General features: G+C 69.6%; 10 protein-coding genes. 8 read left to right on the forward strand and 2 right to left on the reverse strand.

Annotation, left to right across the window (positions count from 1 at the left end; all coding sequences use genetic code 11):
• The first annotated feature begins 171 nt into the window (after positions 1-171).
• The 5 genes from NK1_RS28625 to NK1_RS28645 all read left to right on the forward strand — a co-directional run bounded on the left by NK1_RS28625 (position 172) and on the right by NK1_RS28645 (position 6,279).
• On the forward strand, positions 172-654 hold the full coding sequence (locus NK1_RS28625; protein ID WP_245660898.1) for a DUF2599 domain-containing protein: 483 nt from the start codon (positions 172-174) through the stop codon (positions 652-654).
• Between the two features lie 249 nt (positions 655-903).
• On the forward strand, positions 904-2,193 hold the full coding sequence (locus tag NK1_RS28630; RefSeq protein WP_063906133.1) for an aminotransferase class V-fold PLP-dependent enzyme: 1,290 nt from the start codon (positions 904-906) through the stop codon (positions 2,191-2,193).
• Positions 2,190-3,506, forward strand: coding sequence for a heavy-metal-associated domain-containing protein (locus tag NK1_RS28635; protein WP_245660900.1), 1,317 nt, complete (start codon positions 2,190-2,192; stop codon positions 3,504-3,506). Before NK1_RS28630 ends, NK1_RS28635 begins: the two co-directional genes overlap by 4 nt.
• Entirely contained in the window at positions 3,503-4,951 is a 1,449-nt protein-coding gene (locus NK1_RS28640) for a type III PLP-dependent enzyme domain-containing protein (protein WP_063013709.1), read from the forward strand. The genes NK1_RS28635 and NK1_RS28640 overlap by 4 nt, the downstream gene beginning before the upstream one ends.
• Entirely contained in the window at positions 4,951-6,279 is a 1,329-nt protein-coding gene (locus NK1_RS28645) for a pyridoxal-phosphate dependent enzyme (RefSeq protein WP_063013711.1), read from the forward strand. Before NK1_RS28640 ends, NK1_RS28645 begins: the two co-directional genes overlap by 1 nt.
• A gap of 352 nt (positions 6,280-6,631) precedes the next feature.
• On the opposite strand, the gene NK1_RS28650 is transcribed toward NK1_RS28645, so the two are convergent.
• Positions 6,632-8,065: an FtsW/RodA/SpoVE family cell cycle protein gene (locus NK1_RS28650; protein ID WP_063013713.1), complete on the reverse strand. Its 1,434-nt coding sequence runs from the start codon at positions 8,063-8,065 to the stop codon at positions 6,632-6,634.
• Positions 8,066-8,177: 112 nt separating this feature from the next.
• Between NK1_RS28650 and NK1_RS28655 the strand changes: the two genes are divergently transcribed.
• The 3 genes from NK1_RS28655 (at position 8,178) to NK1_RS28665 (ending at position 11,382) form a co-directional block, all read left to right on the forward strand.
• On the forward strand, positions 8,178-10,046 hold the full coding sequence (locus NK1_RS28655) for a Na+/H+ antiporter (RefSeq protein WP_063013778.1): 1,869 nt from the start codon (positions 8,178-8,180) through the stop codon (positions 10,044-10,046).
• Positions 10,047-10,069: 23 nt separating this feature from the next.
• Complete coding sequence (locus NK1_RS28660; protein ID WP_051042413.1) at positions 10,070-10,696, forward strand: TetR/AcrR family transcriptional regulator; 627 nt, start codon at positions 10,070-10,072, stop codon at positions 10,694-10,696.
• 86 nt (positions 10,697-10,782) lie between these two features.
• Entirely contained in the window at positions 10,783-11,382 is a 600-nt protein-coding gene (locus NK1_RS28665; RefSeq protein ID WP_063013715.1) for a dihydrofolate reductase family protein, read from the forward strand.
• Here NK1_RS28665 and NK1_RS28670 read toward each other — a convergent pair.
• Positions 11,364-12,164, reverse strand: a complete 801-nt coding sequence (locus NK1_RS28670) for a TetR/AcrR family transcriptional regulator (protein WP_084461710.1) — start codon at positions 12,162-12,164, stop codon at positions 11,364-11,366. The genes NK1_RS28665 and NK1_RS28670 overlap by 19 nt on opposite strands.
• Positions 12,165-12,167 lie beyond the last annotated feature (3 nt).

Below are 12,167 nucleotides of genomic sequence, written 5' to 3' on the forward strand. Positions count from 1 at the left end.
CCGGCGGTATTCGGGCGACACGGGCGCACCCGCCCCGCCGATTCCGGTACGCCCGGGCGTGGCGGGTAGCGTGAGCGGCGACGGTGGATCGCGACGTCGAAAGGGACGCGAATGAGGTCGCGGGCGCGACGAGCACCCGGTCGCGGGTCGCGGTGGGCCACGGCGGCCGCGGTGGTCTCGGCCGTGCTCGCGGTGGCCGGATGCGGCAGCGACGACTCCGCGAGCACCGAATCCGCCGCGCCCGCAACCACCACGGCCGCCACGCTCACCTCCGAGGCGCCGACCGGCCCGACCGGCGTCGCGCCGACCACCGAACCCACCACCGATCCCTTCGCCGGCAGCCCGCTGATCGATCACACCGAATGGACCGACGATTCCGACGGCCGCCGCCTGCACGTCTACCCGACCGCCGCCGGCCGCGCCGACCAGTTCCCCGCCGCCCTGGACCGCGCCTGGTCGGAGGTGCTCGCCGACTCCTCCGACGCCGATTCGCCGGGTATGTACGACCAATTCGAATGTCATTGGGTGTGGGCGCGAATGGTCGCACCGAACAAGCCGAGCTGGAATCTGGAACCGTGGCGCCCGGCCGTCGGCTACCAGGCCACCGTCCAGGCGATGTGCAATCCCGGCGGCCCCGATCCGGCCGGTAACTGACCGCGAAACGCGTCCGCTCCGATCACCTTCCACGCTCCTGGACGATCGACCGGTGAAATGCGTTGTCCGCGATCGGGTTCGAAGGCCGGCGTGGCGATAGGTATCGTGGATATGGTCGCCAGCGTACGAGCCGAAGGGAGCGTCACGTTGCGGTCGCCGACCCCTCGGCCCGCGCACGCCCACCCGGCGAGCGCCCCGGCCTCCGCGCACACTCCCACGCACACCAGCGCCCGGATCCCTTCGCCCCCTGTGTGCGAGCGTTGCGGCCCGGCGCATGCCCATATCGCCGCGGCGCGCGACCCGGGAGCCGTTCGCGACCTCTTCCCCGCGCTCACCGACGACGGCCCCGTCTATCTGGACAGCGCCGCAACCACGCAGAAACCGCTGCCGGTGATCGAGGCGATCGAGGGCTATCACCGCCGCCACACCGCCAATTCCGGACGCGGCACCTATCCGTGGGCGACGACACTGACCCGCGCGATCGAACAGGTCCGCGCCGATACCGCCCGATTCCTGCACGCCGAACCCGACGAGGTGGTGTTCACCGCGGGCGCGACGGCCGGCCTCAACGCGGTCGCGCTCGCCTGGGGGTTGACCACCCTCACCGACGGCGACGAAATCCTCTACAGCCCAAGCGATCACGCATCCAACGTGTATCCGTGGCTGCAGTTGCGAGCGACCCTGGCCCATTTCGGCCGCCGGGTGCGGCTGGTCCCCTACCGGACCACCGCGCTGGGCGAGGCCGATATCGACGACATCGCCGCCAAACTCGGGCCGCGCACCCGGCTGCTGACCGTCAGCCACCTCCACCACGTCTACGGTGCCCGCAACACCCTCGAGGAGTTGCGCGGCCGCCTCGACCCACGGGTGGCGGTGTGTTTCGACTGCAGCCAGAGCGGCGGGCACATCCCGGTCGACGTGCGTGAGCTGGGCGCGGATTTCGCGGTGCTGTCGGCGCACAAGATGTTCGCCGCGCCCGGGACGGGGGTGCTGTTCTGCCACCGCCGCGTCCACGACCAGCTGGGCCCGTTCCTGCCGGGCGGCAACTCCGGTGTGAGCGTGCGGGATTCGGCGCTGCTGCCGACGCGGATGCCGCATCGCCTGGAGGGCGGAACCCACAACATCCCCGGCATCCTGGCCCTGGGCGCCGCCCTGCGGGTACTCGACGCGATCGGTATCGACACCGTCGAACAGCACAACCGGATGCTGACCCGCCGCCTGGTCGACGGCATGCGCGCACTGCCCGGTCTGCGCCTGCTGCCCGGCCCCGCACACGCCCCGTGCGACACCGGATACGGCATCGTGTCGTTCACCCTCGACGGCATCACCGCCACCGACCTCGGCTTCGTGCTCTCGGAACTGGGATTCCTCGTGCGCACCGGCGCACACTGCGTCCCCTCCGGCGCGGCCGATGGGGACGCCGAAGTGGTTGCGGCAGAAGCGGATTCGGTGCGCGTGAGTACCCATGTCTACACCACGGCCGAGGAGATCGACCGGTTCCTCGGTTGCCTCACCACCATCGCCACGGAGGTCCGATGACCACACGCCGCGAACCCGCCGCAGCCACCGTCTCCACCGCCGATCCCGGCCCGGACTCCGGGGCCACTGTGGACACGGCACCGGAGGGCAGCGCATCGGATTACGATCGCCGCACCGCGTCCCGGATCATCGCCGAACTGGCCCGTCCCGGCCTGTTCACCGCCGCCACACCCACCGCGGCGCGCACCGTAGCGGTCACCCGCACACCGTTGCGGCCCGAACCGGGAAGCCATCTGACGCTGTCGCAGCGGCTGTATCTGGAGTCGTTCATGCGTCCGTGCCGCGCCGATCAGGTCACCAGCGCCACCCATCGGGTGGTGTGGACCGACAGCGACGGCATCCCCAACACCGGCCACGTCCGTACCGGCGGTCTCGGGCCGATCGTGCCGGTCGCGGTCCGCGAAACCGTGCTCGCCCTGTGGCAGAGCCTCGAGGCGGATACCGCGCTGGCCGAACGGATCGCGGCGCTCACCCCGCACGACCGCGCGGTTCTGGGCGCGACGACGACCGATCAGGATCCGATCGACATTCTGCGTGTGGGCATCGAAGCGACCGGCCGGGCATTGGCGCAGCACGCACTGCTGGCCGAGTCCACACCGTATCGGACCGCCGCCGAATTCGCTTGTGGGCTGCGCGATTCCGGCATCTTCGCCGCGGTCGCGACCCGCTGGTACTGGGAGCAGCAGGCCTCCACCTATCGGCGCGGCATGATCGCGGCCGCCTTCGACACCCAGCGCGACGGCACCGTCCGCTACACCGCCGACACGATCGCCACCCTGCGCGCGATGAAGGACGCCACCATCCACGACGCTCACACCGTGATGCGGCGCGCCACGACCGAGGAGGGCCTGTCGGTGGAGGCGGCGATCGGCAAATATCACGACGAACTCGACCTGATCTCACGCCAATACGCGCTGCTGCCGCCGGGGGCGCGCCCGTCGTGCCTGGCGGCGATGCCGCATCGCATCGACGGCGAACACTACAGTCTGCTGCCCGAGGTGGTCGATCGGTTCGTCGACCTGTTCACCCGGACTGTGTCCGGGCTCGACATCATCGACACACCGGATGCCACCGGCGATCTCGCGGGCACGGCCGGCCACCTGTTCTATGTGCCGGATATGAACTGCAAACATTGTGTGCGCACCATCGGCGGCGTGCTGGAATCGATGCAGATCGCGGTGCACGAGATCGATCTGATCAGCAAGATGGTGCGTGCCGAATTCCGCAGCGCCCGCAACCGGCACCGGGCCTTCGAAGCGCTGCGCGACAGCGGTTACAACCCGACCCTCGCGGCCCCGGGCCCGGCCGAATGAGCGCACCGCCCGGGTTACCGGCGCTGCTGCATCCCCTGGTCCGCGCCTATCTCGACTGCCCGCACGCGCTCACCGCGGCCGTCGCCCGCTTCGGCACGCCGGCGCATCTGCTGTTTCCGCAGGTCTACCTCGACAATCTGCGACAGCTCCGAGCCGTCGCGGTGCGGCATGGGCTGCGCCATCGAATCTGCTACGCGCACAAGGTGAACCATTCCCGAGCGCTGCTGGCGACCGCGCTCCGCGCCGGAATCGGTGTCGATGTGGCCTCCGCCCAAGAGCTCACCGCGGCCCGCGACGTGGGATTCGAACCCGCCGACATCGAGGTGACCGGGCCGAAGGGCAGGCGGCTGCTGAACGCACTCGCCGGATCCGGTGTGACGGTGAACGTGGACAATCCGTGGGAGCTGCGCGAGCTGACGGCTCTGGCCGACCCGTCGGCGCCGATCCCGGTGCTGTTGCGGCTGAGCGGATTCCCCGGCCCCGGCGGACAGGTGCCGGTGAGCAGGTTCGGCAGCGGCCCCGGTGAGGTAGCCGAACAACTGACGCTGCTGACCCAGTGCCGGGATCGAATCCTCCTGCGCGGTTTCGCTTTTCATCTCGATTCCGGCGATATCGGTGAACGGGTGCGCGCGGTGGAGGCGTGCCTGGGCTGGATCGAACGCGCCTACGCCCACGGCCTCGCCCCCACGGTGCTCGACATCGGCGGCGGGTTCCGCCAAGTGTTCACCGCCGACGCCGATCGCTTCGACCAGTACACGCTGGCTCTGCGGGAATCGCTGGTCGGGCGGGGCGAGCCGATGAGCTGGGCGGGCAATACCTTCGGCTACACCGTCGACGACACCGGCGCCCACGGCATCCCGATCTTCCACAAATACGCCAACACGATGTCCGGCCCGCGGATGCTCGACGACCTGCTCGCCGCACCCCTGCCCGCGCACGGCGGGCAACCGCTGGCGCGGGTACTCGCCGACAACCTGCTGGAACTGTGGTGCGAACCGGGTAAGGCGCTGGCCGATCATGCCGGAATCACGGTGGCGGGCGTGGAATTCGTCAAGCGCACAGTCGACGGCAGCATCGTGGTGACCGTCGACATCGGGCGTGACACGATCACGCCCGCCGATCAGGAGGTGATGGTGGATCCGCTGCTGCTGCCCGGACCCGAATCCGCGGACCGCGCCGCCGACGATCCCGGTGGTCCGGTCGGGGTGTACATCGGCGGGCATCTGTGTCTGGAACGCGATCTGATCAGCAATCACAAGGTGTGGTTGCCGCGCCTGCCGCAGCCCGGTGATCTGCTGGTCTTCCCGAATACCGGCGCCTATCACATGGATCTGTCGGCAGCGCGCGCATCGATGCATCCACTGCCACCGAAACTGGCCGTCGCCTACCACGACAACGACTTCGACGTGGTGCCCGACGCCGACTACCGCCCCGGGAGGTCGTGATGCGCTACGACGACATCACCGACCTGATCGGCGATACGCCGCTGCTGCGGCTGGATCCGGCCGTGCACCGGCTGCCCGGGGTGGAACTGTATGCCAAGCTCGAGTTCTACAACCCGTTCGGTTCGGTGAAGGACCGCGTCGCCTGGGGCATGATCCGCGACGAACTCGACGAGATCACCGCCCGCGGGCAGACACTCATCGAGGCCTCCAGCGGCAACACCGCCAAGGCACTGCGGCTGCTGGGCGCCCGCCACGGTGTGGGCCTGCACGCGGTGACCAACCGGATCAAGGTCGACGAGGTGCGTGATCTGCTGCACCTGTTCGGCACGCGGATCGAGGAGCTGCCGGGGCTGTCGGAATGCCCGGATCCGACCACCCCCAACGACGTGTACTCGGTGATCGAGACGACGATGGCGAAAAACCCCGGCGCCTACCATCATCCGTCGCAGTACACCAACGAGAAGAACGTCGACGCCCACTACCACGGCACCGGACGCGAGATCCACGAGGACCTTGCCGCCGCCGGCGTGGGCGCCGACTACCTCATCGGCGGACTCGGCACCACCGGATCCACCCGCGGCACCGCCACCTATCTGCGCAAACATCATCCCGAGCTGCGCACGATCGCGGTGGTGTCGCAACGCGGCGACTTCATTCCCGGTATCCGGTCGGAGACCGAGATGTGGGATGTGGGGTTGTTCCAGCCGGAGTTCTACGACCGGATCGTGACGATCGACGCGGCCCGGGCGATCGAGGCCACCCTCGAATTGGCCACCGGTTACGGCATTCTCGCCGGCCCCACCAGCGGCGCCGGATACGCCGCCGCGCTGGACGTGTTGCGCGACCTGCCGCCGCGTCCGACTCCGGTCGTGGCGGTGCTGATCGTGTGCGACCGCATCGAACCGTATCTGTCCTACATCAAGAAGCGGCGCCCGGACCTGTTCGGCCGCACGGGTTCCGTCGTGCCCGCACCCACCGACACGGAACTCGGTGCCGTCCGCGAACTGTCGCCGCACGAGTTGCGCGACCTCGACGCCACCGCCCGCCCGACGATCGTCGACACCCGCGGTGCGATGGCTTATCGGATCGGGCACATCCCGGGCGCGATCAACATTCGCGACGACCAACTCGACGACATGTTCGCCCACGGCGTGCCGTTCTCCCGCTCGCGCCCACTGGTTTTCGTCTGCCCCGTGGGTGATCTGTCGCGCCGCTTCGCCGCCGCGGCCGCCCGCGCGGGCTACGATGCGGCAAGTCTGGCGGGCGGCATCGTCGCCTGGCGCGACGCCGGGTTCGGCCTGGAAAACGCGGCGCCGCCGGCGATCTGAGCTTCGGCGTCCGGACACTGCCGACACACCGCCTTCACACCGCCATCGCCCGTGCACGCGCGCGACCAGGGCGGTGTGCACGGCTACCGTGGTTCGGTATGGCGGTGACGGTGCTGGTACCACACGAGATCGGGGTGTCGGCCCTGGCGCATCTCGACGGTGTGACCGCCTTGCACTATCGCCACGGTGTGCTGCCGCCCGGCGCCGAGACGGCGCGGGTAGCTGATTCCCGATTTCCCGGCCCGCGCCGACACGGTCGCGCTCGCCCACCGGCTTCCGGAATCGGGTCTGGTGCAACTGCTCACCTCGAGCGCCGACGGCTGGGTGGGCGCACGTTGCCGCGCAACGGCTTTCATCGCGGGCGCGGCCGGCGGATGTGTTCGGTCATGGCCTCGGCGATCGGCGCCGGTGGGGGCGAGGCCGGCGCGGCCTGGGTGCGGGCGTCGTGGGAGATGCGGATCAGCAGTGCCACGATCACATAGTTGGCCAGCAGCGACGATCCGCCGTAGGACATGAACGGCGTGGTGAGGCCGGTCAGCGGAATCAGCTTGGTCACCCCGCCGATCACCACGAACAGCTGCCAGCCCACCGAGAAGGCGAGCCCGCCGCCGAGCAGTTTCCCGAACGCGTCACGCGTGGCCAGGGCCGCGGCGAAACCGCGCACGGTGATCACCCCGAACAGCAGGATCACCGCCGTCAGCCCGAACAACCCCAATTCCTCGCCGATGGTGGAGATGATGAAGTCGGTTTTGGCGAACGGCACCTCCTGCGGCCGGCCCGCCCCGAGCCCTGTCCCCCACAGCCCGCCGGTTCCCAGCCCGAACAATCCCTGCGCGATCTGATAGCCGTTGGTGTAGTAGGTGGCCATCGGATCCTCCCAGACCCGCACCCGCACCCGCACGTGCGCGAACAGGTGATAGGCGACCACTGCGCCGACCGCGAACATCGCCACCCCGATCAGCAGCCACGACGCCCGCCCGGTCGCGATGTACACCATCGCCAGCACCGTGCCGAACACCAGCAGCGAGAAACCCAGATTCTTTTCGTACACCAGCACCAGCACCGACACGAACGTCACCACCAGCAGCGGCCCCAGATCGCGCAGCCGCGGCGCCGTGAAACCCAGCACCCGCCGCCCGGCCGCGCCGAACAGGTCCCGGTTGGCGACCAGGAACGCCGCCACGAAGATCAGCAGCAGCACCTTGGCGAATTCACCGGGCTGAATCGAGAACCCGGAGAACAGGATCCAGCTCTTGCCGCCGTTGACCTCGCTGAAGCGCGCGGGCAGCACCGCCGGGATCAGCAACGCCACCACACCGGCCAGCCCGCACGTGTAGGCGTAGCGGGCCGGCTGCGTATGGTTGCGCACCACCACCAGCACCAGCGCGAACAACGCGATACCCGCTGCGGTCCAGATCAATTGGTGCGCGGCATCCGACGACGGCGCGGCCACCCCCTCGGCGGCGGCGCTCGCGGCCTCGGCCCGGTCGAGCCGGTCGATCAGAACCAGCCCGAGCCCGTTGAGCAACACCACGCACGGCAGGATCACCGGATCGGCGTGCGCGGCGAACTGCCGCACCGCCAGGTGCGCCAGCAGCGTCAGCGCCGCGAACACCAGCAACGACCACTGCAGTGATCGGCCGTCGTCACCACCGGCGGCCGCGGACATGATCCACGCCGCGATACCCACCACGACCACCGCCGCGGTACACAACATCAATTCCGTACGCCGCGGCCGGCCGCGCACGATCGGTCCCGACGACATCCCGGTCCGCAGCGCATTCATCGTGTCCAGTATGCGGATCGTCGCCTCCGCGCGCCGCCCGGCCGTGCCGCGCCCGGTCCGGCCGCGGTGCCCGGTTGCGCGAGCTACCAGCATCGACTGGCACGATGAGCGGGTGCATATCGCGTTCGGGGTTGTGGCCGTGCTCGCCGTGGCGGTCGCGCTGGCGGCGCTGGCCCGCCGCATCGGCATGGCCGAACCACTGCTGCTCACCGTCGCCGGAGTCGTCGCCTCCTACCTGCCGTTCGTCCCGCAGATCGACATCGATCCCGAATGGGTGCTGCTGGGTCTGCTGCCACCGCTGCTGTACACGGCCTCGATCAGCACCTCACTGCTGGAATTCAAACCGAAGAAGGTGTCGATCACCCTGCTGTCGGTGGGTCTCGTGCTGGCCACCACCTTCGCGGCCGCGGCGGTGGTGTGGCAGTTGCTGCCGGTGCCGTTCGCGGCCGCGGTCGCACTCGGCGCGATCGTCGCGCCGCCGGATGCGGTGGCCGCCATCGCGGTGGCCCGCCGGGTCGGGATGCCGCGGCGCATCGTCACCCTGCTCGAGGGCGAATCGCTGTTCAACGACGCCACCGCACTGGTCGCGTTGCGCACCGCGATCGCCGCGATGGCGGGCAGTTTCAGTGTGTGGCAGGCCGGCGGCGACTTCGTCTACGCGGCCGCCGGCGGCGCGGTCATCGGCATCGCCGCGGCCGCGGTGCTGGTGCTGGTGCGCCGCCGCATCACCGATCCGGTGCTCGACACCGGCATCTCGTTGCTGGCGCCGTTCGCGGCGTATCTGCCCGCCGAGGCCGCCCACGCCTCCGGTGTGATCGCGGTGGTGGTGTGCGGGCTGATCCTCGGCCAGGGCGCCCCGGTGTGGCAGTCGGCGGCCTCCCGCGTGGCCGAACGCACGAACTGGCGCACCATCCAATTCCTGCTGGAGAGCGCGGTCTTCCTGCTGATCGGCCTGCAGGTCCGCCATATCGTCGACGACGCCTGGAACAGCGGACTCGACCACGCCACCATCGTGTTCACCGCGGTCGCCGTGCTGGTCACCGTCATCGTGGTGCGACCGATCTGGGTCTTTCCCGCCACCTACTTCTCCTGGTTCGTCGAGAGCCGCCCCCGCGGCAAACCCAAACCCACCTGGACCGGTCCGGCGGTGGTGGCGTGGGCCGGGATGCGCGGCGTGGTCACCCTCGCCGCGGCCACCCTGCTGCCCGACGACACCCCGCAGCTGGCGACGCTGAAACTGCTGGCCCTCGTCGTGGTCGGCGGAACGCTTCTGCTGCAGGGTATTTCGCTGCCGGCGCTGGTGCGGGTGCTGCAACTGCGCGGTCCCAGCCGCGCCGAGGACGCGCTGCAGGAGGCCGCACTGCTGCAGCAGGCCACCACCGCCGGACTCGAGGCCCTCGACGAGGCGGTCGCCCCCGAAACCCCGCCCGAGGTGGTGGCGAGCCTGCGCGACCGGGTGGCGCGGCGCAGCCACGCGGCGTGGGAACAGCTCGGGCGCGCGGAATCGGTGCGCGTCACTCCCAGCGGCGAATACCGGCGGCTGCGGCTGGTGATGCTGCACGCCGAACGCGAGGCGGTGCTGCGCGCCCGCGACGGCGGCGGGATCGACCACGAGGTCCTCGAACAGGTGATGACCGCGATCGATCTGGAGGAGTCCACGATCGACCGGATCAGCGAGGCCGACGACGACGAGGCCGCCGCTCCCCTGTCGGCCCCGGTCTCCGGCGGCTGCGAGCACCTCGTCGCCGCCCCGCACACCCATACCCCCGACCATCCCGACTGCTGTTCCGAATGCGTCGCCGAGGGGCTGACGTGGGTGCATCTGCGCATGTGCCTGACCTGTGGGCATATCGCCTGCTGTGATTCCTCGGTCGGCAACCACGCCACCAAGCACTTCCACGCCTCGGCGCATCCGGTGATGCGCAGTGTGGAGCCCGGCGAGAAATGGCGCTGGTGTTATGTCGACGAAATCCTGGGCTGAACCCACCCGTTACGCTCGGTAACGTGCGCACAGGTCAGGACTCCGCCGACAACGACACCCGCATCTGGGGTGGTACCACGCTCACCGAGCGCCGCGAGGCGCGCCGGACCGCGTTGCTGGAGGCCGCGTTGGACCTGATCGGCGAGGCCGGGGCGGGTGCGGTCACCATGCGCGCGGTGTGCCGGCGCGCGGGGCTCACCGACCGCTACTTCTACGAAAGTTTCACCGGCCGCGACGATCTGCTGGACGTGCTCTACCGGCAGGTCGCCGACGACTTCCGCGAACCGATGACCTCCTTCGCCGCGGCCGCCGATCCCGACCGCGACCGCGAACTGGCCAGGGTGCTGGTCGACAAGGTGCTCGCCGATCCCCGCAAATCGCGGCTGTTCCTGGTCGAACCGTATTCGAGCACCGGTTTGGGCCAGACCACGATCGCGGTGATGCCGACGTTCACCCGGCTCATCCAGGATCATCTGTTCACCGATATCGATGATCCGATGCGGCGGCGGATGGCCGCGGTCACCATGGCCTCGGGCAATGCCGGACTGTTCGCGGCCTGGCTCAACGGCTCGCTGCGCGCCGACCGCGATCAGGTGGTGGACCATCTGGTCGCGGTGATCGGGGCGTATCGGTCGATGTATCGCGACTGACTTGCGGCCCCGGGCCGATGAATTCCGGCGGCGGCGCTCGTCTGTCTCCGTGAGAGCCCGTGCAGGAGAGTCGAAGGAGCGACGAGATGGCGGCAGTGGTGTGCGGAGCGAGTATGTCGCTCGACGGATATATCGCCGGGCCGGAGGAATCCGGATTCGAGCATCTGTTCGCGTGGTACGAGGCCGGTGACCACGCCTACCCGAGTACCCATCCGGAGTTGCGATTCTCGATGACCGAGGTCGACCACGACCATGTCGCGGCCTATCTCGACGCGGTCGGTGTGTTCGTGGTCGGGCGCCGGCTGTTCGACCTCACCGACGGCTGGGGCGGGATCCACCCGTTCGACCGGCCGATAGTCGTTGTCACCCACCGCATTCCGCAGCAGTGGATCGACTCGCATCCCGGGGCGCCGTTCACCTTCGTCACCGACGGCATCGAGGCCGCGATCGAGCGCGCGGCGGTGCTCGCCGGCGACCGGGCGGTGGGCGTCAACGGCGGCTCGATGGCCCGCCAGGCGCTCGACGCCGGACTGCTCGACGAGATCTGGATCGATCTGGTGCCGGTGCTGCTCGGCGGCGGCACACCGATGTTCGATCATCTCGGCGCCGCACCGCATCTGCTGGAGGATCCGGTTGTCGTGGCGGGTAGCCGGGTCACTCACCTGCGTTACCGGGTGCGCCGCTGAGTTGCGGGGTGCGGCGACGCGTCCGGCTCCTCCTGCGGTGGGGTACGGGGGCGTGGGGTACCGGGGCGGCCCGGATCGGCCGTGGGCGGCTCACCCAGGCGCGCGGCCATCCCGTCCAGGACGCAGACCAGCCCGAAGTCGAACGCCAGCGCCCGCGCCACTTCCGGATCCTGCGGTAGCGCGTCGCGGTAGTCGGCGCGCAGTTGCGGATAGTCCGCGGCCAGCTGGTCCATCGAGGCGAGCACCGATTGGTGGTCGACCTCGCCGCCGACGGCCTTGCGGTAGGTCAATTCCGGAATCACCTGTCCCAGAATGAAACTCATCACCAGGGCGGTGGCCAGGTAGACGTCGGTGCCGGCGAATCCGGCCCGCAGGCAGGTGCGGCGCAACCGGTCGGTGAGCGCGAAGGCGTTCGGGCCGACGCTGGGCAACTGTCCCAGCAGGCTCGCCGCCCACGGATGCGATCGGATGGTGGCGCGCAGGCTGTAGGCGAAGGTGGTGAACACCTCCCGCCAGTTCGCGTGGTCGGGATCGGGTGTCTCGACCAGGCCCCACACCTCGTCGAGCGCCAATTCCAGGAGCTCGTCCTTGTTGGCCACGTACCAGTAGAGGCTGGTCGCGCCGGCGTTGAGGCGCGCGCCGAGTTTGCGCATGCTCAGCGCGTCGAGGCCGTCGGCGTCGAGCAGTTCCACAGTGGCCGCCACGATCTGATCGCGGGTCAGCCCCGACCTTTTGGGCGGGCGGGCCTGCCGCGTCCACACCGAGCTGAACGGTTTGGTCACGGC

The organism is Nocardia kruczakiae NBRC 101016 (assembly GCF_001612965.1).
Classification (GTDB): domain Bacteria; phylum Actinomycetota; class Actinomycetes; order Mycobacteriales; family Mycobacteriaceae; genus Nocardia; species Nocardia kruczakiae.

Coding starts and splice junctions, on each gene's coding strand:
- NK1_RS28635 (WP_245660900.1), top strand. CDS start 2,190: ATGACCACACGCCGCGAACCCGCCGCAGCCACCGTCTCCACCGCCGAT.
- NK1_RS28640 (WP_063013709.1), top strand. CDS start 3,503: ATGAGCGCACCGCCCGGGTTACCGGCGCTGCTGCATCCCCTGGTCCGC.
- NK1_RS28645 (WP_063013711.1), top strand. CDS start 4,951: ATGCGCTACGACGACATCACCGACCTGATCGGCGATACGCCGCTGCTG.
- NK1_RS28650 (WP_063013713.1), bottom strand. CDS start 8,065: ATGAATGCGCTGCGGACCGGGATGTCGTCGGGACCGATCGTGCGCGGC.
- NK1_RS28665 (WP_063013715.1), top strand. CDS start 10,783: ATGGCGGCAGTGGTGTGCGGAGCGAGTATGTCGCTCGACGGATATATC.